Consider the following 20,986-nt stretch of genomic DNA (forward strand, 5'->3'; position numbering starts at 1 on the left):
AGGAGGTATTAAAATCATGAAGGTCAGACCATCTGTTAAACCGATTTGTGAAAAATGTAAAGTCATTCGCAGAAAAGGCAAAGTCATGGTTATATGTGAGAATCCTAAACATAAGCAAAAACAAGGTTAATCTATAAGGAGGTGCAAGCTTAATGGCTCGTATTGCAGGTGTTGATATTCCTCGTGACAAACGTGTTGTCATTTCATTAACATATATTTTCGGAATCGGACGCCCAACTGCTGAGAAAGTTTTATCAGAAGCTGGTGTTTCTGTAGATACACGTGTTCGTGATCTAACTGAAGATGAGTTAGGAAAAATTCGTGAAGTAATTGATAAGCTTAAAGTTGAAGGTGACCTTCGTCGTGAAGTATCTTTAAATATTAAGCGTCTAATCGAAATTGGCTCATTCCGTGGTATCCGTCACCGTCGTGGCTTACCAGTTCGCGGACAAAATACAAAAAATAATGCACGTACACGTAAAGGTCCACGTCGTACAGTAGCAAACAAGAAAAAATAAGGAAAAAAGGAGGTTAGCCCACAATGGCACGTAAAACGAATACTCGTAAACGTCGTGTGAAAAAGAATATTGAAAGTGGTATCGCACATATTCGTTCAACTTTCAATAACACGATTGTTACTATTACTGATACTCATGGTAATGCAATTTCATGGTCAAGTGCTGGTGCATTAGGTTTTAGAGGTTCTCGTAAATCTACTCCATTCGCTGCACAAATGGCTGCTGAAACAGCTGCTAAAGCATCACAGGAACATGGCTTAAAAACACTAGAAGTTACAGTTAAAGGACCGGGTGCAGGACGTGAAGCAGCAATCCGTTCTCTTCAAGCAGCAGGTCTTGAAGTAACTGCAATCAGAGATGTTACACCAGTTCCGCATAATGGATGCCGTCCACCAAAACGTCGTCGTGTATAAATTTTCTGTATAGATTTTGTATCCCTGTCAATAATGGGTTATGATACAGTATATAAGTTCTAGCAGAATCACTTAGTTGTTGTGCACATTCGGGAACTTTTGAATGGGGAATTTCGGTTAGACTCTTAATCAAACAATATGTCTAGCCGGGGTTTCGACGTTTTGAAGGAGGGTTTATAGATGATAGAAATTGAAAAACCAAAAATCGAAACGGTTGAAATCAGCGATGATACCAAATATGGTAAATTCGTCGTCGAGCCACTTGAGCGTGGATATGGAACAACTTTGGGTAACTCCTTACGTCGTATCCTATTATCCTCACTCCCTGGTGCCGCTGTAACATCAATCCAAATAGATGGCGTACTTCATGAGTTTTCAACAATCGAAGGTGTTGTTGAAGATGTTACTTCGATTATCTTAAACATTAAAAAGCTTGCTCTTAAAATCTATTCAGATGAAGAAAAGACGCTTGAAATTGATGTTCAAGGTGAAGGTAGTGTAACTGCTTCAGATATTACTCATGATAGTGATGTAGAGATTCTTAATCCGAATCTTCAAATTGCTACTCTTGCATCAGACGCTAGCTTTAGAATGAGACTTACAGCTAAGCGCGGTCGTGGATACACTCCAGCTGTTTCCAACAAAAGGGAAGATCAACCTATTGGTGTGATTCCAATTGATTCAATCTTCACTCCAGTTGCACGTGTTTCTTACCAAGTTGAGAAAACTCGTGTAGGTCAAGTTGCTAACTTTGATAAGTTAACACTAGATGTATGGACAGATGGTAGTACAGGACCAAAAGAAGCAATTGCTCTTGGTTCAAAGATTCTGACTGAACACCTAAATATTTTTGTAGGGCTTACTGATGAAGCTCAGAATGCAGAAATAATGGTTGAGAAGGAAGAAGATCAAAAAGAAAAAGTTCTTGAGATGACGATTGAAGAACTAGACCTTTCGGTTCGTTCTTACAACTGTTTAAAACGTGCTGGTATAAACACAGTACAAGAGCTTGCTCACAAAACAGAAGAAGATATGATGAAAGTTCGTAATCTAGGTCGTAAATCTCTTGAAGAAGTTAAGGCAAAATTAGAAGAACTAGGTTTAGGTCTTCGAAAAGACGACTGACGACTAGTTAGACATTAACTAGCGTTTTCGTATGTTTCAATAGATAGATATGTTAAAATAACATTATCTAAAAACATACATTATACAACGAAGGAGGGGACATCTCATGTCATACAGAAAATTAGGTCGTACAAGTGCTCAACGTAAAGCAATGCTTCGTGACTTAACAACTGATTTAATTATCAGTGAGCGCATCGAAACAACAGAAGCTCGTGCAAAAGAACTACGTTCAACTGTTGAAAAGATGATAACTCTAGGTAAGCGCGGAGATCTTCATGCTCGTCGTCAAGCTGCATCTTATGTACGTAATGAAGTTGCTGAAGTTGTAGCTGTCACAACTGCTGAAGGTAAGGAAAAAGAGAAACCGAAATATGCTTTAGAAAAGCTTTTCAGTGATATCGCTCCACGTTACGAAGATCGCCAAGGCGGTTATACTCGTATCATGAAACTTGGACCTCGTCGCGGTGACGGTGCTCCAATGGTAATCATTGAATTAGTTTAATATATACTTTACAAGGGCGTGACAGTTGCAGAACTGGATCAATGCCCTTTTTTTATAGATTTTAATAGATCTATCTTTTTGCGTAACATGTTATTAAATCAATGTGAGGTATTAACTCCTTTATAATAGAACCATTCTATTATTGTATTTAACCTTCTTTTGTAATTGGCTTTTTAAAGCTTTTTTGTTGAATTTTCATTACAGGTCTTTTGTTTTCCTAGGGATATTAATAAACCTACACAAAATATGAGCGCCTTATGGGATCTCCCTTCGACACGCTTCTCTAAGCAGGAGTCTCATGATAATTACTGCATTCAACAAAGTGCTGAAATTCAAGAAAGGTTTTAACATAGCCAACAATTACATTCTCAAACTACAGATTTTTTATGTAACATATAAAGGTTGATGTAATAGTAAACATGCAACAAAACCCTAAATTTTTTCGAATGCGTTATTATGGGTTGAGAGATGAGGAGAGACGAGTTGTGAGTGAAACAATAATTAATGTAGAAAATATAACTTTCCATTATCATCAAGAAGCTGAGCCTGCATTAGATAATGTTTCAATTAAGGTGAATAAAGGGGAATGGCTAGCAGTTGTTGGTCATAATGGATCTGGTAAATCAACATTAGCTCGGATATTAAACGGTCTTTATATTCCTAATAAAGGGACTGTACGTGTATGCGGAATAGAATTGTCAGCAGACTCTATCTGGGATATAAGAAAGCATGTAGGAATGGTATTTCAAAATCCCGATAACCAGTTTGTTGGGGCCACAGTGAGGGACGATGTAGCATTTGGTCTTGAAAATAATGGTGTTGCTAGAGACGAAATGATCAATAGAATTGAATGGGCTACTAAAAAAGTGAAAATGGAAGAATTTCTTGAATATGAGCCACATCATCTTTCAGGTGGTCAAAAGCAGCGTGTGGCTATTGCAGGAGTTATTGCTGTTCAACCTGATGTAATTATATTGGATGAGGCAACATCAATGTTAGATCCTGTTGGAAGAGCAGAGGTTATTCAAACGGTTCGTGAGCTTAATCAACAAGGGATTTTAACAGTCATATCAATTACACATGATCTTGAGGAAGCTTCTAAAGCTGATCGAATGATTGTCATGAATGCTGGTAAGAAATTCGCTGAAGGCACACCAGATGAGGTATTTAAGCTTGATCAACAGCTAGTGGACATTGGTTTGGATTTACCTTTTCCATTTCTCCTAAGTAGAAAGCTAAAAGAAGCTGGTATTTCATTAAATGATCATCATCTTACAGAGGAAGGGTTGGTTAATGAGCTATGGACATTACTCTCAAAAACGTAGAACACCGCTATCAAGCTCGTACACCATTTGAAAGACTTGCTCTTTACGATGTTAATCTGTCTATAAAAACAGGTTCTTATGTATCAATTATTGGACATACAGGTTCAGGGAAATCTACAATCCTACAACATCTGAACGGACTTTTAAAGCCTACTGAAGGCTCAATATCTATTGGTGATCATATTATTGAAGCTGGAAAGAAAAACAAGAACCTTAAGGAAGTCAGAAGGTTAGTAGGTATTGTGTTCCAATTTCCAGAGCATCAATTGTTTGAGGAAACAGTCGAAAGAGATATTGCCTTTGGTCCAATAAATTTTGGGGTTAATGAGCAGGAAGCACTAACGAAGGCAAGAGAATCTTTAAAAATTGTAGGGCTACCAGATTCGATATTGCAAAAGTCACCATTTGACTTAAGTGGTGGACAAATGCGAAGAGTGGCAATTGCGGGTGTTTTAGCAATGGGACCTAAAGTATTGGTATTAGATGAACCTACAGCAGGGCTCGATCCTAGAGGTAGAAAGGAAATGATGGAGCTTTTTTATCGATTACGGAAGGAACAAGATCTTACAATCATTCTTGTTACACATAGTATGGAGGATGCTGCTAAATATTCTGATGAAATTTTTGTCATGCATAAAGGAACTGTTGAAATGAGAGGCACTCCGAGAGAAATATTTAATGAAGTAGAAAAACTTTCTTCATTAGGATTAGATTTACCTGAAACGGTTAAATTTCAAAATAAGTTAGTAGATAAGGGTATGACCTTTTCTAGTATACCACTTACATTGGATGAGACAGTTCAGCAGCTGACGCTTCTTATAAAAGGAGTGGGCTCGCCATGATGGATAGTATGATTATTGGGAAGTATGTTCCAGGGAATTCACTTGTTCATCGAATGGATGCTCGTGCAAAATTATTATTAATCTTTGCTTTTGTTTTTATTGTCTTTTTTGCAAATAATTTATACACATATGTGTTGTTAGGGATATTTACATTTAGCATTGTGACATTGACTAAACTACCTTTGCGATTTTTAATTAGAGGCCTTAAACCAGTGTTATGGATTATTCTTTTTACATTTGTTCTTCATCTCTTTGTAACGAAAGAGGGAGAATTATTGTTTGAGCTCGGCTTTATTTCCATTTATGAAGAGGGACTTACTCAAGGGATATTTATATCCTTACGTTTTCTATATTTAATTTTAATGACAACACTCTTAACTCTAACAACAACACCAATCGAAATTACTGATGGCATGGAAAGACTTCTATCTCCCTTTAAAAAAATAGGGTTACCCGTTCATGAACTAGCATTAATGATGTCAATATCGTTAAGATTTATTCCAACACTAATGGAAGAAACAGATAAAATATTAAAGGCACAAATGGCTAGAGGTGTAGACTTTACTAGCGGCCCGATAAAGGACCGTTTTAAAGCCATTGTTCCATTACTTGTTCCACTCTTTATTAGTGCTTTTAAGCGTGCTGAGGAGCTTGCTACAGCTATGGAGGCACGTGGATATAAAGGTGGAGAAGGACGGACGAAGCTACGACAGCTAAAATGGGCTAGTTTAGATACGATGATGATGGTCATCTTAGTAGCATTGGGAATAGTCTTACTATACTTACGAACATAGGAGCAAGAATATGAAGGTAAAATGTATTGTATCTTATGACGGTTCACAATTTAGTGGATATCAAGTACAACCTAAAAAACGGACTGTTCAAAGTGAGATAGAGGAAGCTTTAACAAAACTTCATAAAGGTAATAGTATAAAGATATTTGCATCAGGTAGAACTGATGCAAATGTACATGCTGTGGGCCAGGTGTTTCATTTTGAGACCAGTTTAACGATCCCTGAAGAAAGATGGCCATATGCATTAAATAGCTTATTACCAGAGGATATTGTCATTACATCAGCTTCTTATGTTGATGAGGAATTTCATGCTCGATTTGATGTTGTAAAAAAAGAATATCGTTATATCATTAATCAGCAAAAAACTCAGGATGTTTTTAAAAGAAAATATTGTTTTCATTATCCTTATGAATTAGATTTACATTCAATACAGAAAGCTTGCTCACTATTATCTGGTACTCATGATTTTACAAGTTTTTGTGCAGCAAAAACAGAGGTAGAGAATAAGGTAAGAACGTTATATTCAATTGATGTAAAAAAAGAGGGAAATGATGTTGTTTTTAGTTTTATTGGAAGTGGATTTTTGTATAATATGGTAAGAATTTTAGTGGGTACTCTACTAGAAATAGGCCTGGGATTAAAATCTTTTGAAGATATTCCAGCTATTCTTGAGGGTCGAGATAGAAGATTAAGTGGAAAGACAGTACCAGGACATGGATTATATTTATGGAAAGTTTATTATGACAACTAAACCAGGTGTAACATGTTCTTGACATTCGCTAATATAAAGTATATCATATCTAATGGTATGTATTTCAACCCCACGAATAAGCCCCGGAAACTTATCGTGTTATGAAATAGAATAGGAACCATCTTATATTATTTATTTAGGAGGAAAAAACATGCGTACAACGTTTATGGCAAACGCTGCAACTATCGAACGTAAATGGTACGTAGTTGATGCTGAAGGCAAGACTTTAGGTCGTCTTTCAAGTGAAATTGCATCAATTCTACGTGGCAAACATAAACCAACTTTCACACCTCATGTTGATACTGGTGATCATGTGATCATTATCAACGCTGAGAAAATCGAATTAACAGGTAAAAAATTAACTGATAAAATTTACTACCGTCACAGCCAATTCCCTGGTGGATTGAAATCTAGAACTGCATTGGAAATGCGTACGAACTACCCTGAAAAAATGCTTGAATTAGCAATTAAAGGGATGCTTCCAAAAGGTTCATTAGGTCGTCAAATCGGTAAGAAATTATATGTATATGCTGGTAGTGAACATCCACACCAAGCTCAACAACCTGAAGTTTACGAACTTCGCGGATAATTAAAAAGGAGGTTATTAATTTGGCACAAGTTCAATATTACGGTACTGGCCGTCGTAAGAGCTCAGTAGCACGTGTACGCTTAGTTCCTGGCGAAGGTCGTATTGTTGTAAATAGTCGTGAAATTAAAGACTATATCCCATCAGCAGCTTTAATCGAAGATATTAAACAACCATTAAACATAACTGAAACTACAGGAAACTATGATGTTCTTGTAAATGTTACAGGTGGTGGATATGCTGGTCAAGCTGGCGCTATCCGTCATGGTATCTCTCGTGCTTTATTAGAAGCAGATCCAGAATACCGTGCTTCACTTAAAAGTGCTGGTATGTTAACTCGTGACGCTCGTATGAAAGAACGTAAAAAATACGGTCTTAAAGGCGCACGTAAAGCACCTCAGTTCTCAAAACGTTAATACAAAAGATTTTCAAGACTCTCAGGCTTTTGGCTTGGGGGTCTTTTATATTCGCAAAGACCTTTTGATTACGGATTTTTTTGAATGCATACAACCTGAAAAAACATAGCTCAATGTACTTCTGAAATATGCCCGCTGTCAGCACTGTTGGGCTTCATATTGTCAATGACAAATTTAACTCATAAAAATGATTGTGTCTGTTACAAGTATATAAATGTTCATGGTCACTTTCGTGTCTGGGTGTCCTTCACGCACGTTTCTCTCTTTCTATAATTCTTGAACCTGCTTCAAAAGTAGGGAAGCAGGTGATATGTCTTCTCCATGAATAATTGTTTGATGATGGTTATGAGTGAGTATAAATCCATAAAGAACCAGTATATCTTGTCTAGTCTCCATGGATTTAAAACAGCAAGCATCAACAGTTCCATTTCACTTTTCTAACGAATAAAAATAAGAATCTGAAGCGTCTAATAACTTTAGCAAACGCTGATATTCATTAATTGAAAAAGACGTAGCCGGTTGCACTTCAAGTGTATCTAAATCAATAAAGGTTCCATCTTCATACGATTTCCCTGGCATATACAAATAGTCTTCATTATAATATGTACCTGTTGGCGTATAATAACGAGTTCCTACAAGATTAGAGGATGAATTGATTAAATCGCTACCAAACAAAGGCATTGACTGCACGTTGACATCGATACCGAGAAGGTTTAACAGAGTTGGCATGATATCAATTTGACCACCTGTATTTTGATAAACACCGGAAGATGATATAGACGGAACATGCAAGATAAATGGCACTTTATACTTATCAATAAGAGAATGATATTCTCGGCCAAGAAGCTCTTTCATTAATTGGATGTCTCGTTTTGTTTTAGGGTTTAACCCGTAATGATCGCCGTACACGGCTATTAGAGTCGAATCATATAACCCTTTCTCTTTCAATTTATTTATTAAATGTCCAAAAGCATAGTCTGTATAACTAGTTGCTTCCAAATACTTACCAACCATCGTTCCATCAAAACGTGCTGGTAGTTTAATGATATGTTTATATTTTTCCCTAGGTAATGTAAATGGGTGGTGGCTCGACATGGTCACAAGATGTGCATAAAATAAATCACCTTTAGCATGAATGTCCGCTAACTCTTCTACTGATTTTTTAAATAGGATTTCATCTGAAGAACCAAATTGAATGAAATCTTCATCTTTAAAAAATGATTTGTCATAATACTGATCAAAGCCTAAAGCAGGATAGAGATCGTCACGGTTCCAAAAAGCAAGATCGTTCGCATGAAAGGTTGTTGTCGTATAATCTAAATCGTTTAGCAGTCTAGGTAAAGATGGAACCTCTTTTTTAGAAACGAGTTCAGAAATAGGTCGATCTCCAACTGGATAAATGGATGTGTTTGCTATGAACTCAGCATCTGACGTATTTCCTTTGCCGATTTGCTGATAGAAGTGATCAAATGAAAGACTTTCTGCTAAAAATTCATTTAAATGAGGTGTCACTTCCTGACCATCAACAGTTAATCCGATTGGAAATTGTTGAAATGCTTCAAGTTGAACCACAATCACATTCATTCCTTTTGCCACACCAAAAAAATCTTTACTTTCCTCTTCTATATCTTCTATACCTAAGTTTTTAAGAACTGCAGGATCAAATGCTGGATAACCCACAACAGATATGTAGTTATCGTAGCAAAAAGTAACCATTTGATATTGAAGAATCCCTAAAGACTTGGCTCGTTCATACTCATTAACAATGGGTTCATTTAAAAAGATATTAAATAAGGAAGAGATAATGCAAAGGGTGAGCGCCCATATTTTAGTTGGTAAAATGTTCTTCTTAATTAATTGTGTAGATGTGTTTTGTCGGGTGAAATAGAAGAACAGAGAAAAGAATAAAATATCAATATAAAAAATCAAGTAAGTCCATGAAAATAACTCATATATAGAATCCGAGACAGCTATTAGCTGATTTATTTGAAGAATTGAAGCAAATGTTAAAATAGATTGATAATAATCATAATACATAATAGTAGCAAGGATAGAAGTAGTTAATATAAAGTTAAGGATCAGATACATACATCGTTTTAGTTTCTTAAAAACAAGAGAGACGATCAATAAAATAACTGTGTACGTACATGCATCATATAGTAGAGTTAACACGTTCCATTCATTAAATAATGAAACATTCATAATGGTGCTTTTTATTAATAAACTTAAGAGCGTTATCATGAAAAAGAAGGATCTAACCATTGCCACACCTCGTCAATTGTACTTAATTACAATGTACCATTAATAAAAATTAAATCCATATGTACATATAAAATAGACTAAAAAGACCTTTCTATAGAGGAGCAGGTAAAACATTTCAATTCTCAAAAGTGTTGATTTTATTTTTTTGGACTCCCACTCTTTAGTTGCGAATCCTTTTTAAAGTTCCAAATATAGTGTAATATAGATAGTCCTAGTGTTTCATAATATAACCTATTCATAGTTTCATCATTTTTCACATAATGAAAAATATACTAAGGTTAATGAATGAGTATAAAGGGTAAATGTATTTGTTAACTTTAGGTTATATTCATGTTCAAATTAGCAAGGAGAGGAGAAAGTTTATGAAGAAAATTTCTAGTGTTTTTTGGATAACTTTAGCGATTGTTTTAGCTTCTGTTATATTTGGTGTGTCAGCACCTAATAGTTTTGAAGAGATTACAGCAAATATCCAATCATTTATTACTTCTACTTTCGGGTGGTATTATCTAACATTAGTAACGATTGTCGTGATATTTTGTATATTTCTTATCTTTAGTCCGGTTGGGACAATTAAATTAGGTAAAGCAGATGAAGAGCCTGAATATTCAAAAGGAACATGGTTTGCCATGCTCTTTAGTGCTGGTATGGGTATTGGTCTTGTGTTTTGGGGAGCAGCTGAGCCGTTATCACATTTTATGAGTCCTCCTTTATCAGAAGGTGGAACCTCGGTAGCCTTTAAAGAATCTATGAGGTATACATTTTTCCACTGGGGTATTCATGCTTGGGGAATATATGCAATTGTAGCCTTAGCCTTAGCATATTATAAGTTTCGTAAAGATGAACCAGGTTTAATATCGGCTACGTTAAAACCTGTACTAGGCAAAAAACGTATGGAAGGGCCACTTGGAACAGTAGTAGATGTATTAGCTGTTTTTGCTACAGTTATTGGTGTTGCAACAACGTTAGGTTTTGGAGCGGCACAAATAAATGGAGGTTTAACTTACTTATTCGGGATACCTAATAATTTCACTGTTCAATTTATTATAATAGCAATCGTAACAGTTTTATTTATGATCTCAGCATGGTCAGGTTTAGGTAAAGGAATAAAATATCTAAGTAACACAAATATGGTATTAGCGATTACATTATTTATTATGATGTTTTTTATAGGACCTACAATTCTTATTCTAAATATATTTACCGATACAGTTGGAAGTTATATTCAAAATCTTGCTCAAATGAGTTTTAGAATTGCTCCTTTAAATGAAGAGCATCGTAACTGGATTAATGGTTGGACAATCTTTTATTGGGCTTGGTGGATTTCATGGTCACCATTTGTTGGGATCTTTATTGCTCGTGTATCAAGAGGACGTACGATTCGAGAGTTTTTAGTAGGAGTACTATTATTTCCAGCTCTTGTTAGTTTTGTGTGGTTCGCCACATTTGGTACATCAGCAATTGAGATTCAAAAGGCAGAAATCATTGATTTAACAAAGTTTGCAACAGAAGAGGTTTTATTTGCAATCTTTAGCCAAATGCCAGCAGCAACTATTTTATCTATTATAGCGATAGCACTTATAAGTACATTCTTTATTACTTCTGCAGACTCTGCAACTTTTGTATTAGGAATGCAAACAACGTACGGCTCGTTAACGCCACCAAATTCAGTTAAATTAACATGGGGTATTGCTCAATCTACAGTTGCGTTAATTTTATTATATAGTGGTGGATTACAGGCTCTACAAAATGCGTTGATTATAGCAGCCTTTCCTTTTTCTTTTATCATTGTATTAATGATGATCTCTCTTTATATATCGTTGAATAAAGAAAAGCGCGAACTAGGTTTATACTTTAAGCCAATTCCAAAAAAGAAGATAGAGAAATAAAGTAAAAGCTCTTAGCCATTAGGTTAAGAGCTTTTATTTGACATATGTATACTTTCTTAAAGTCTATATTATCCGAATAATGCTAGAATCCCTTGATAGGCAAAGTATCCACCAAAACCAAGTAGAGATAACCCTGATATAATCGATATGACTTTAAGGCTGCTATCATTAAGGTATTTTCTGAAGCCTGTCGTTAAAGCCGCTACAAATAAGTCCCATAATGTTAGGCCGACGAAAATCATGCAACTATATACTAACAATTGGCTTGTACCATTCATTTGTGCCGTTTTTGCTAAAACAGAGCCATATATACCTAACCAAAAAAGGATGGATAACGGACTTGTAATAGACATAATGAACCCAGTGAGAAAGCACTTTATTAGTGAATCCTTTTTCCTAGTCACAGTTAACTGAACCTTATTTGAACCTATAATACTTTCAATTCCTGAATAGATTAAGATGAATCCTCCAAATAGCCATAAAAAGATTTGAACAATTGGTACCTCTAAAAAGTGAACCATTCCTAGATAAACAAACAACATAAAAAGTCCATCAGCAATCATCGACCCTGCTCCAACGATCCAAGCATGCCAAAACCCATTTTTAATTCCTTTATCTAAGCGAACAGAATTCACAGGTCCTATTGGGGCAGCTAATGATAGGCCAAGAAAGATATAACTTATTAAAATACTAACACTCAATAAAACCCACGCTCCTAAAAAGTAGCTTTTTATAACTTGTACAATTATATGAATAAAGAAGTTAACTATGACTAAGAAAAGTTATCGTCATCGTTTTTGCATTAGTTATAGGTAGTTGTATGATTTTACATTTGTGTCTTTTGTAACATTTGGAAATTGTCTTACATAATGTGGTTTTGGTTATAAAAAAAGAAAATTAAAGGAATTAGCTATAGTCAGATAAGAAGAAATAGCATTTCTCAGCAGGTTAAGAGTATAACTCTATATTACATTTGGGGGAATTTTATGATAAAGCCATCGATAGTTAATAGTGAATACAAGTCAAATTTAAATGCAATGAATACACAAATTGCAATCAATGAAATAAAGGATTTTTTTGAATCCAAACTATATGAATATTTAGATTTAATAAATGTTTCATCTCCATTAATTGTCCCAAGTGGGAGAGGGATCAATGATAATCTAAATGGTGTAGAAAGAATGCTGTCATTTACTGCTTTAGACATTGAAGAGCCTAGAATTGAAGTTGTTCAATCTCTTGCAAAGTGGAAAAGAATTGCGCTTGATAAATTTGGATTCACCATTGGTGAAGGACTTTATACAAATATGAATGCTATTAGGAGAGATGAGAAGTTAGACAATCTCCATTCTATTTATGTTGATCAATGGGATTGGGAAAAGGTGATAGGGAAAACAGAGCGAAACATTCATACATTAAAAAAAGAGGTAGCTAAAATATATCGTGCGATAAAAGCTACAGAAATCCACATGTCAAAATTTCATCCTGCTTTGAAATCTATATTGCCAGAAGACATATATTTTATTACGACACAAGAGCTTGAAGATCTTTATCCGCATTTCACTTCAAAGCAAAGAGAAGATGCAATCACTGAAGAATATGTTGCGGTGTTTATCATGCAAATAGGTGGAGTTTTACAATCTGGAGAAAAGCATGATGGACGTTCACCTGACTATGATGATTGGAATCTAAATGGGGATATTGTTTTTTGGAATCCAATATTACAAAAATCTCATGAAATTTCTTCGATGGGTATTAGAGTTGATCGAAAATCTTTACTGGACCAACTAAAGATATCTGGTAATGGAGAAAGAGAACGTTTATACTTTCATCAAAAAATTATCAATGATGAGCTCCCTCAAACTATAGGTGGTGGAATTGGTCAATCTAGACTCAGTATGTTTCTATTATCAAGTTAAGTGGATTGTTAACTATGTGAAATCGTAAAAGAGGCTGGGACATAATTAAAGATGTCATACAAAAAACGAATAAATCTAAATTTCAGTTAAGTTGAAAGAAACAAGTTCGTTTCATTGCGCTGCAGACATTTGCTTTCCGCGGGGAGGAAGCTAAGCCTCCTCGGCGCAAGCGCCTGTGGGGTCTCAGCCTTTCCTCTGCACCCGCAGGAGTCAAATGTCTTCCGCTACATTCCACTAGTTTTTAAAAATAGTATGCAAAATCAAAAAATCTAATTGAAGACAGCAAATAAAAACCCGAACTAATAGGCGAATGTTTAATTGACATATTACCTAATAATTCGGGTTGATCATTGTCTTTAATACTTATGTCCCAGCCTCTTCTTATATATGGAAAAAACAACATGCTTTGAGAAGAGAGCCTTATATAATGACGAATGACCATCTTTAATAATACCGAATCTTATGACCAGGTTTGTTCCATTTCTTTTTCATAATCAAACAAATAGCTAAAATAATAACAAGAAATAGAATACTGACAAAAAAGCCAGGTCGAACGGCTTTCTCAAATAATGTCCCTGTGATAGCCGCGACAATCAATAAAAGACCGATGAATGAAAATGCTTTTTTCATAAAAGTTTGTTCCAATAATCGAAGCGCTGAAATAATAATAAAAAACCAATTGTATAATACCAATATTCCAGCAGCAGTAGTAATATATTCGTATATTTTCCCAGGTAATAATAATGCGGTAATAATTGAAGCTAATAAACCAATTGATGCGAGTGCTAGTGATGGTAAAGGAAGTTCCTTGAATTTTAGCTTCTTGGAAAAGAATTTAGGTGCGTCCCCATCTTCAGATAGTGTTACAAGAAGGTTTGTTACTCCATATAATGCAGCAGTCATTGCAGAAAAACCGGCTATAATAATAGCTCCATTAAATACATGTGGAAAAAAAGCCAAGTTATACTCGTTTAATGCCGTGACAAAAGGGCTTTCTTCCGCATGAAAGGCATCTGTTGCTACTAAAGTAACAGCAAGAACTAAAGATAAAATATAAACGAATGTTAGTGCGATTAACATGACTTTTCCTGATTTGGGTGCATCTTCCTTTTTCTTTAATTGCATTGCCATAATACCAATAACCTCAACACCTCCAAATGCATAAAAGGCATAAATAAGAGATGCCCAAAACCCTTTCCATCCACCAGCAAAAATTTCACCAGTAGATGTAGGAAGACCAGTAGGATTACTGTCGCCTTTAATCCAACCAAAGAGAGCAGCACATCCTAAAATAATAAACATAAGAATGGCTGAAAATTTAATAATGGCAAATAAATTTTCAAACTTATCAAAACCATTTGTTCCGCTAATAACAACTAAAATAGAAAGAATGGCGTATCCTGCTGCAAAAACCCATAGAGGTACATCTTTGAACCAAAATTGTGAAAGGATTGCTAGTGCAGTTAATTGACTCCCCATAATTAAGATATTTGAACACCAATAATTCCAACCACAACTGAATTCTGCCCACTTCCCAAATGCCTGACCAGCATAATAACAAAACGAACCATCCTGTGGATCTGCTGCAGTCATCTTTGCTAATACATTGAAAACAATATAGGTCCCTAATGCTGCTAAAAGAAAGGAAAATACAATAGAGGGACCAGTTACACTAATTCCAATGCTAGATCCAAGAAAATAACCAGTTCCTATTGTACAACCAATGCCAATTAATGAAAGTTGCCACCATGCTAAATTACCTGTAGTAGATTGTTTATTTTTATTACCTGATTTTTGATTGTTGGATGTGTTTACCATAATTGCCTCCTATAATATCTAAAGCTATTCTTAGTTAAATGTAAGAAGATTATGTAACGAAAAAAGGATTGATTATGGATTAATCATTTCGCGGGAAATGATTTTGCTTGTCGGGTCTGTTCAAGTCGATGGAACTTTTTCAAGGTGATCAATAAATATGACTTTTACTTATAGTAATTTGTACAAATTCTCTCCTCCTAAATGTTTATTAATCACATACATCCTTTTAATAAGAGGCTAATACTTAGATGATATTGGAAAAGTTTTTACGAATGATAAATTCGGACTGTTAAACAATACATTTAAGGGAGGATTTTAATATGAATGAAATAATTTCTTTAAAGCAAAAAAGACATCAAAAAGAACTTAAATATGAAAAAAGGATGCTACGCGAGTTATCATTAGCGGAAATCAAACAAGAGATTGATTCTTGCTTTGGAAGTTTTTCGCATATCGTAAAAAAAGTAGTGATCGAAGATGGTTGCGTTGATTTTGCTATTGAATCTTTCCTGCTTGGAGCGAAGTACAGTAAGTTCGGATATTTAGGGGAAAGTATGAATCAAGCAAACAAAAGGTGCCAACTGGAAGAAAGACAAATAATTGATGAGATGTTTGACTTTTTCTTGAATTTTGGAAAGATGAATGACAAAGATATCTCTTTTGATGAGGTTTATATTGCGTGCGAATATTATATCCATTCAATGTGGAAGCAAGGTTATGTGAAGGGTGAGAAAAGATATAAACTCAGATTACATTAAGTGAAAAGTAGAAAGACATCTTTATCATATTCCTCCTCTTTGTCCCATATATTCTAAAAGAGGACGAGCAGGAGGGAATGAGATGAAAAAAATAAAGTGGATTAGCTTTATTGGTGGTTTTGTATTATTACTTATATTATTTCAGTGGCAATTTAAAGATAATCATTCTTGGGAATCATGGAATTTACCTCTTAGTGGGAAGGTCATCTATATTGACCCAGGACATGGTGGACCAGATGGAGGAGCAGTAGGGAGTAATACGTTAGAAAAGGATATCTCATTAAGTATTTCTTTAGTATTACGTGATTATCTGCAAGAACAAGGCGCTTTAGTTTTATTAACAAGAGAAGAAGATATCGACTTAGCGGATAAGGATACATCTGGATATAGTAGAAGAAAAGCAGAGGATTTAAAAAAACGGGTAAATATTATTAATGATTCTGATGCTGATTTGTTTTTATCAATCCATTTAAACGCTATTCCCTCTGAGAAATGGAGCGGGGCCCAGACGTTTTATCATGGGAAATATGTAGAAAATGAACATGTTGCAAAATATATACAAGATGAACTAAGAAGTAATTTAGAAAATACAGAACGAGTGGCAAAACCAATTGATGGGATATATCTTTTGAGAAATATTGATAAACCTGGAGCGTTAGTAGAGGTAGGATTTTTATCAAATCATCAAGAAGAGAGATTGCTTTCAACAGAAGATTATCAAGATAAAGTCGCAGCTTCCATCTATAATGGCGTCATGAGATATTTTACAAATGAGAAAAATCCACCTGAGTAAGACGAAACCTAAAGCCAATCCTTTGTCTTTCTTACTATTGTTTATTTTATGTTATACTGATGAAAACGAATGCATAAAGGGTGGTTAACATGCTAAGAGAAGAAAAGTTACGTGAAATTATTGGACAACTTCAAGATCCTTTTTTACATAAATCATTAGAAGAGTTAAGTGCCATTGAAGAAGTGAAAATCAAAGAAGAAAAGGCACATGTTAGCCTGAAAATAGGTATTTCAAAATTAAATACAGCAGAGCAACTTCAGCTTCAACAGCAAATAGTTGCTTTAGTTAAAGAAGCGGGAGCAGAATCCGTTGGACTTCGCTTTCAAGAGTTACCACAAAGTACAATTTCAGCATATCAAGATACAGTAGAACAAAAATCAGACTCGTTATTATCTCCTCAATCAAAGACAACTTTTCTGGCTATTGCGAGTGGCAAAGGTGGAGTAGGTAAATCAACGGTTTCTGTTAATTTAGCTGTTTCATTGGCGCGTTTAGGCAAAAAAGTAGGTCTAATTGATGCAGATATTTATGGTTTCAGTGTACCTGATATGATGGGCGTTACCAAAAGGCCTGTCGTTCGTGGAGAAAAAATTTTCCCAGTAGAACGATTTGGTGTCAAGGTTATTTCAATGGGGTTCTTTGTTGAAGATAATGCACCTGTCATTTGGAGAGGTCCAATGTTAGGGAAGATGTTAAACAACTTCTTTAATGAAGTTGAATGGGGTGACTTAGATTACCTTTTATTAGATTTACCACCGGGTACAGGTGATGTAGCGCTAGATATTCATGCGATGTTGCCAGCTTGTAAAGAAATCATTGTATCAACTCCACATCCAACTGCAGCATTTGTTGCGGCTAGAGCAGGTGCTATGGCTCTTCAAACTGACCATGAAGTAGTTGGAGTTGTAGAAAATATGGCCTATTTTGAAAGTGCTAAAACTGGAGAAAAGGAATATGTGTTTGGTCGTGGAGGGGGAGAAAAGCTAGCAGAGGAACTTAGAGTACCTTTACTAGGGAAAATTCCACTTCAACAGCCTGATTGGAATGATGATGATTTTGCTCCTTCAGTTTATGCAGAAGATCATCCAATTGGTCAAATTTATCAAGAGATTGGAAAACAAGTCTTAGGTATTATTCCTGCTAAAGGTTAAATTAAAAATAAAGAAGCTCTTAGGATAGACTATACATCATACCTAAGAGCTTTTTTTACTTTCTGTAATTTACCTCTTTAACTAAGATTGTTGCTAATTAATGTCTTTATCTGTTAGAACCAGAACCAGTGTACTAGCGGATAACAGGTGTGATCTTAGAAAGAAAAGCCCATAAGTATTATGAAAACAGCCTTTACTTTAATACACTGAAAAGAGATTAACTACCTGCGCCGCCTTCACCGCTCTGCTCTTCACCAGATCCACCTTCGCCTCCACCACTTTCTTCTTCAGCTTTTTGGCCACCGCCACCTTGTTGACCAACTTCCTCAGCGGCTTTTAAAAGAGTTTCCTGGATTTTTGCCTTATAAAGCGGACTAGATAAAGTCTCCATAATAACATCTTGTAGATGCTTTCTAAATTCCTGACTCTTTACAGCTGTTAACATACTCTTTTCCATTTCTGGATCCTGGAATATTTCAATCAACATTTTTTGGTAATCTGGATCTTTCATTAAGTCTTTAATTACTTTTTCATGCTCATCTTTTAAGCTTGTAGCGAAACTTTCGACAAACTTAGGATCTTCAAACACTTTTTGCCAAAATTTTGTACCCTTTTCAGATGTTAAAGTGGTTTGTATTGTTTCTTTCACTATACTTTGATCCATTATTAATACTTGTTTCATTTCTTCATCTTTCATAACCTCTTGTAGTGCTTTCTTTCCATCGTCTGTTTTTAATATATCAACAACCATCTTCTTTGTTTGTTCGTAATCCATTTGGCTGCCGGATTCTTCTCGTGGTGCACAGCCTGACGTAAAGATGCTTAACAAAAATATCATGAAAATCATGAGGAGCGTGTATCTCTTCATGGTCATTCAGGCTCCTTTCAATTTACGTTTTGTAGTTATATTTTTAAGTTAGATAAAAGAAATTATACGAGGAAAATGCTTCTCATATGGCTTTTTTATAAAAGGATTGGTAAAATCATAAGTAGTAATGAGATGGAGGATATTTTAGTGAAAAGTCGAAATTGGGTGCGTTTCTTTTTAAGTACTTTACTTATAGGTGGAGTTTCTTCAGGTATTATCGGGTTTGTTCTTAAATGGGCAGAATATAAAGACTTATTTATAAACTTTGAAATTATTGAGATCTTATCTATTCTATTTTGGTTATTTGGGGTAGGTTTAATATTTAGTGTGATAAGTCAAATGGGGTTCTTTGCATATTTAACAATACATAGATTCGGATTGGGGATTTTTAAATCTGTTAAATTATGGAATATAGCACAAGTTATTCTAATTATGTTTGTTCTTTTTGATTTAGTGTATTTCCGTTATCAGCTTTTTGCGAATGAAGCAGATTCTTTACTTCCATATTTCGGTATTGCCATTTATGTATTTTTAGTCGGGCTTATTCTTGCATTCTTTAAAAGGAAGGATACGAATAAAGAAGCATTTATTCCCGCGCTATTTTTTATGATCGTTGTCACGACGATTGAGTGGTTTCCAGCATTAAGAGTAAATGAAGAGAATTGGTTGTTACTTATGTTAGTGCCTATTCAAATCTGTAATGCTTATCAACTACTTATGCTGCCAAAATTCACAAACTCAAAATAAAGAGAAAAAGCACCCTAAAATGTAAATCATACGTTTTAGGGTGCTTTTTTGGCTTTTTATCTCTATATGGTTATTTCACTTCAGATGACTTTGTTTTAGCATTAGCAATAATATCTTCTACGGTTACATTTTTTAAACCTTTGCTCTTTAATTCATTTATAATTTCAGGAATGGCTTTAACAGTTTGTTTAGCAGAGTCAGAAGCATGCAAAAGGACAATATCTCCACCTTTAATAGAAGCGGTCGTGTTTTTTACTATCACGTCAACACCTGGATTCGTCCAATCTTCTGAATCAATACTATAGTGAACAATAGTATATCCCTGTTGCTGTGCAATTTTTAGTACTTCCTTGTTAAATCTACCACTAGGTGGGCGTAACAATGTGATATCTTTTAAACCTAGTTTTGTAAAAGCCTCTTGAGCCATATTTAAATCTTTTCTAACTTCATTAGGTTCAAGATCTCTATAGTCTTCAAAGTTATAGCCCATACTTCCGATTTTGTGTCCCTCTTCTATTATGCGTTTTACCACATCAGGGTGTCTTTCTGCCCATGAAGCGGAAAGAAAAAATGTTGCATTATTTATCTGTTGTTTTTTAAGTGTATCTAGGATTTCCTCTGCTTTGATGTCTCCCCAACTAATATCAAATGTTAAAGCAATTTCCTTGTTACTAGAATCGCCTCTATAAATGGCTTTTGGACCATCTGAGGTTGAAAAGACTGGATAGTTTAATACGTTCTCTACATATAAAATGCCTGCAGTAAAAAATGCTGCTACCATAATTAAAGCAATTTGCTTAATCTTCTTAATATGGAAAACATGTATTTGATTCATAATGGGCCTCCTCGTTCAACATTCTTCTTTGAGACAAGTCTATGCTTTGTCCCTTTTGAAAATGATTAGAAAGTAAAAATATTAGAAAGAATGTTTAAAAAGTTGGAGGGTTATATGATTTACTATATGTTTAAAGAAAAAGAGCGTTTAGAATTAGAAAGTATATTGTTGGATGAGTTGAAGAGTATAAATGATATATTAGAAAGTGGAAGGATAAAAGAACAGGAAAATAGCTTGAAGGAGAGAGCACTAAAGGAAAGAACGAAAATTTTAATGAGCCTATTAAGTAAACTGAAATAATAAATTGAAAGGGTTGTTGACTTACTAATTTAAAGATGTTATATTATTATTCGTCGCTGACAAAGTGATTCGAAAGTTAATCTACTTTGAAAGAAAAAACTTTTAAAAAAGGTTGACTTAGATATTGCGATGTGTTAAATTAATAAAGTCGCTTCTGACGGAAACGACAAAAATGATCTTTGAAAACTAAACAAAACCAAGCGTGCCAACGTTAATTTCGATTAACAAAAAACGTACTATACAGTACAAAAACGAAACAACTATGAGCAAGTCAAACACTACTTTATTGGAGAGTTTGATCCTGGCTCAGGACGAACGCTGGCGGCGTGCCTAATACATGCAAGTCGAGCGAATTGATGGGAGCTTGCTCCCTGATA

The 20,986-nt window shown here is 34.9% G+C and carries 23 protein-coding genes and 1 rRNA gene; 19 read left to right on the plus strand and 5 right to left on the minus strand.

From position 1 onward, the window contains the following. The first annotated feature begins 16 nt into the window (after positions 1-16). From rpmJ to rpsI, 11 genes are all read left to right on the plus strand, one after another. Positions 17-130 (plus strand): 50S ribosomal protein L36, encoded by a 114-nt coding sequence (gene rpmJ, locus LC076_RS20725; RefSeq protein WP_003156543.1) that lies wholly within the window; start codon positions 17-19, stop codon positions 128-130. A 22-nt stretch (positions 131-152) separates the two neighbouring features. Beyond that, complete coding sequence (rpsM, locus tag LC076_RS20730) at positions 153-518, plus strand: 30S ribosomal protein S13 (RefSeq protein ID WP_226671061.1); 366 nt, start codon at positions 153-155, stop codon at positions 516-518. A gap of 23 nt (positions 519-541) precedes the next feature. Continuing rightward, positions 542-931: a 30S ribosomal protein S11 gene (gene rpsK / locus LC076_RS20735; protein WP_066330403.1), complete on the plus strand. Its 390-nt coding sequence runs from the start codon at positions 542-544 to the stop codon at positions 929-931. A gap of 180 nt (positions 932-1,111) precedes the next feature. Continuing rightward, a complete protein-coding gene (locus LC076_RS20740) occupies positions 1,112-2,056 on the plus strand; it encodes a DNA-directed RNA polymerase subunit alpha (protein WP_226671062.1) in 945 nt (314 codons plus the stop codon). 106 nt (positions 2,057-2,162) lie between these two features. Further along, a complete protein-coding gene (gene rplQ, locus LC076_RS20745) occupies positions 2,163-2,558 on the plus strand; it encodes a 50S ribosomal protein L17 (RefSeq protein ID WP_146950532.1) in 396 nt (131 codons plus the stop codon). A gap of 485 nt (positions 2,559-3,043) precedes the next feature. After that, positions 3,044-3,883: an energy-coupling factor ABC transporter ATP-binding protein gene (locus tag LC076_RS20750; RefSeq protein ID WP_413466017.1), complete on the plus strand. Its 840-nt coding sequence runs from the start codon at positions 3,044-3,046 to the stop codon at positions 3,881-3,883. Then, positions 3,859-4,725, plus strand: a complete 867-nt coding sequence (locus tag LC076_RS20755; protein WP_226671063.1) for an energy-coupling factor ABC transporter ATP-binding protein — start codon at positions 3,859-3,861, stop codon at positions 4,723-4,725. Before LC076_RS20750 ends, LC076_RS20755 begins: the two co-directional genes overlap by 25 nt. Then, complete coding sequence (locus tag LC076_RS20760) at positions 4,722-5,519, plus strand: energy-coupling factor transporter transmembrane component T family protein (protein WP_226671064.1); 798 nt, start codon at positions 4,722-4,724, stop codon at positions 5,517-5,519. Before LC076_RS20755 ends, LC076_RS20760 begins: the two co-directional genes overlap by 4 nt. Positions 5,520-5,529: 10 nt before the next feature. Then, entirely contained in the window at positions 5,530-6,270 is a 741-nt protein-coding gene (gene truA / locus LC076_RS20765) for a tRNA pseudouridine(38-40) synthase TruA (RefSeq protein WP_226671065.1), read from the plus strand. A gap of 151 nt (positions 6,271-6,421) precedes the next feature. Beyond that, positions 6,422-6,859 (plus strand): 50S ribosomal protein L13, encoded by a 438-nt coding sequence (rplM, locus tag LC076_RS20770; protein ID WP_146950537.1) that lies wholly within the window; start codon positions 6,422-6,424, stop codon positions 6,857-6,859. A gap of 20 nt (positions 6,860-6,879) precedes the next feature. After that, entirely contained in the window at positions 6,880-7,272 is a 393-nt protein-coding gene (rpsI, locus tag LC076_RS20775; RefSeq protein WP_226671066.1) for a 30S ribosomal protein S9, read from the plus strand. A 429-nt stretch (positions 7,273-7,701) separates the two neighbouring features. On the opposite strand, the gene LC076_RS20780 is transcribed toward rpsI, so the two are convergent. Beyond that, on the minus strand, positions 7,702-9,534 hold the full coding sequence (locus LC076_RS20780) for an LTA synthase family protein (RefSeq protein WP_226671067.1): 1,833 nt from the start codon (positions 9,532-9,534) through the stop codon (positions 7,702-7,704). 362 nt (positions 9,535-9,896) lie between these two features. Between LC076_RS20780 and LC076_RS20785 the strand changes: the two genes are divergently transcribed. Next, positions 9,897-11,420, plus strand: coding sequence for a glycine betaine uptake BCCT transporter (locus LC076_RS20785; protein ID WP_226671068.1), 1,524 nt, complete (start codon positions 9,897-9,899; stop codon positions 11,418-11,420). Between the two features lie 68 nt (positions 11,421-11,488). Here the strand turns inward: LC076_RS20785 and LC076_RS20790 are convergent, their stop codons facing one another. Then, positions 11,489-12,121, minus strand: a complete 633-nt coding sequence (locus LC076_RS20790) for a LysE family transporter (RefSeq protein WP_226671069.1) — start codon at positions 12,119-12,121, stop codon at positions 11,489-11,491. 285 nt (positions 12,122-12,406) lie between these two features. On the opposite strand from LC076_RS20790, the gene asnA reads away from it, so the two are divergent. Then, entirely contained in the window at positions 12,407-13,339 is a 933-nt protein-coding gene (gene asnA / locus LC076_RS20795; protein WP_226671070.1) for an aspartate--ammonia ligase, read from the plus strand. A 444-nt stretch (positions 13,340-13,783) separates the two neighbouring features. Here asnA and LC076_RS20800 read toward each other — a convergent pair whose 3' ends face one another. Next, the gene (locus LC076_RS20800) at positions 13,784-15,157 is read right to left on the minus strand and encodes an amino acid permease (RefSeq protein ID WP_226671071.1); all 1,374 of its coding nucleotides are present in this window, start codon (positions 15,155-15,157) and stop codon (positions 13,784-13,786) included. A 320-nt stretch (positions 15,158-15,477) separates the two neighbouring features. Between LC076_RS20800 and LC076_RS20805 the strand changes: the two genes are divergently transcribed. The 3 genes from LC076_RS20805 (at position 15,478) to LC076_RS20815 (ending at position 17,859) form a co-directional block, all read left to right on the plus strand. Next, a complete protein-coding gene (locus tag LC076_RS20805) occupies positions 15,478-15,915 on the plus strand; it encodes a DUF2521 family protein (protein ID WP_226671072.1) in 438 nt (145 codons plus the stop codon). 82 nt (positions 15,916-15,997) lie between these two features. Further along, positions 15,998-16,708: an N-acetylmuramoyl-L-alanine amidase CwlD gene (cwlD, locus tag LC076_RS20810; RefSeq protein WP_226671073.1), complete on the plus strand. Its 711-nt coding sequence runs from the start codon at positions 15,998-16,000 to the stop codon at positions 16,706-16,708. Between the two features lie 89 nt (positions 16,709-16,797). Continuing rightward, positions 16,798-17,859, plus strand: coding sequence for an Mrp/NBP35 family ATP-binding protein (locus tag LC076_RS20815; protein WP_226671074.1), 1,062 nt, complete (start codon positions 16,798-16,800; stop codon positions 17,857-17,859). 217 nt (positions 17,860-18,076) lie between these two features. On the opposite strand, the gene gerD is transcribed toward LC076_RS20815, so the two are convergent. Continuing rightward, positions 18,077-18,727, minus strand: coding sequence for a spore germination lipoprotein GerD (gene gerD / locus LC076_RS20820; protein WP_226671075.1), 651 nt, complete (start codon positions 18,725-18,727; stop codon positions 18,077-18,079). 147 nt (positions 18,728-18,874) lie between these two features. Here gerD and LC076_RS20825 point away from each other — a divergent pair, with 147 nt between their 5' ends. Beyond that, on the plus strand, positions 18,875-19,474 hold the full coding sequence (locus LC076_RS20825) for a KinB-signaling pathway activation protein (protein WP_226671076.1): 600 nt from the start codon (positions 18,875-18,877) through the stop codon (positions 19,472-19,474). Positions 19,475-19,544: 70 nt separating this feature from the next. Here LC076_RS20825 and pdaB read toward each other — a convergent pair whose 3' ends face one another. Further along, positions 19,545-20,309 carry a polysaccharide deacetylase family sporulation protein PdaB gene (gene pdaB / locus LC076_RS20830; RefSeq protein WP_226671077.1) on the minus strand — a complete coding sequence of 255 codons (765 nt, stop codon included), beginning with the start codon at positions 20,307-20,309 and terminating at the stop codon, positions 19,545-19,547. Between the two features lie 114 nt (positions 20,310-20,423). Between pdaB and LC076_RS20835 the strand changes: the two genes are divergently transcribed. Continuing rightward, on the plus strand, positions 20,424-20,609 hold the full coding sequence (locus LC076_RS20835) for a hypothetical protein (protein ID WP_226671078.1): 186 nt from the start codon (positions 20,424-20,426) through the stop codon (positions 20,607-20,609). 283 nt (positions 20,610-20,892) lie between these two features. After that, positions 20,893-20,986: ribosomal RNA gene (locus tag LC076_RS20840) — 16S ribosomal RNA — on the plus strand; the annotation flags it as partial.

Source organism: Metabacillus litoralis, from assembly GCF_020524045.1.
Taxonomy (GTDB): domain Bacteria; phylum Bacillota; class Bacilli; order Bacillales; family Bacillaceae; genus Metabacillus; species Metabacillus litoralis_C.

Bases quoted from the DNA above. Each gene is read 5' to 3' on its own strand.
- rpmJ (WP_003156543.1), top strand. From the start codon at position 17: ATGAAGGTCAGACCATCTGTTAAACCGATTTGTGAAAAATGTAAAGTC.
- rpsM (WP_226671061.1), top strand. From the start codon at position 153: ATGGCTCGTATTGCAGGTGTTGATATTCCTCGTGACAAACGTGTTGTC.
- rpsK (WP_066330403.1), top strand. From the start codon at position 542: ATGGCACGTAAAACGAATACTCGTAAACGTCGTGTGAAAAAGAATATT.
- LC076_RS20740 (WP_226671062.1), top strand. From the start codon at position 1,112: ATGATAGAAATTGAAAAACCAAAAATCGAAACGGTTGAAATCAGCGAT.
- rplQ (WP_146950532.1), top strand. From the start codon at position 2,163: ATGTCATACAGAAAATTAGGTCGTACAAGTGCTCAACGTAAAGCAATG.
- LC076_RS20755 (WP_226671063.1), top strand. From the start codon at position 3,859: ATGGACATTACTCTCAAAAACGTAGAACACCGCTATCAAGCTCGTACA.
- LC076_RS20760 (WP_226671064.1), top strand. From the start codon at position 4,722: ATGATGGATAGTATGATTATTGGGAAGTATGTTCCAGGGAATTCACTT.
- truA (WP_226671065.1), top strand. From the start codon at position 5,530: ATGAAGGTAAAATGTATTGTATCTTATGACGGTTCACAATTTAGTGGA.
- rplM (WP_146950537.1), top strand. From the start codon at position 6,422: ATGCGTACAACGTTTATGGCAAACGCTGCAACTATCGAACGTAAATGG.
- LC076_RS20780 (WP_226671067.1), bottom strand. From the start codon at position 9,534: ATGGTTAGATCCTTCTTTTTCATGATAACGCTCTTAAGTTTATTAATA.
- LC076_RS20785 (WP_226671068.1), top strand. From the start codon at position 9,897: ATGAAGAAAATTTCTAGTGTTTTTTGGATAACTTTAGCGATTGTTTTA.
- asnA (WP_226671070.1), top strand. From the start codon at position 12,407: ATGATAAAGCCATCGATAGTTAATAGTGAATACAAGTCAAATTTAAAT.
- LC076_RS20800 (WP_226671071.1), bottom strand. From the start codon at position 15,157: ATGGTAAACACATCCAACAATCAAAAATCAGGTAATAAAAATAAACAA.
- LC076_RS20805 (WP_226671072.1), top strand. From the start codon at position 15,478: ATGAATGAAATAATTTCTTTAAAGCAAAAAAGACATCAAAAAGAACTT.
- cwlD (WP_226671073.1), top strand. From the start codon at position 15,998: ATGAAAAAAATAAAGTGGATTAGCTTTATTGGTGGTTTTGTATTATTA.
- LC076_RS20815 (WP_226671074.1), top strand. From the start codon at position 16,798: ATGCTAAGAGAAGAAAAGTTACGTGAAATTATTGGACAACTTCAAGAT.
- gerD (WP_226671075.1), bottom strand. From the start codon at position 18,727: ATGAAGAGATACACGCTCCTCATGATTTTCATGATATTTTTGTTAAGC.
- pdaB (WP_226671077.1), bottom strand. From the start codon at position 20,309: ATGAATCAAATACATGTTTTCCATATTAAGAAGATTAAGCAAATTGCT.
- LC076_RS20835 (WP_226671078.1), top strand. From the start codon at position 20,424: ATGATTTACTATATGTTTAAAGAAAAAGAGCGTTTAGAATTAGAAAGT.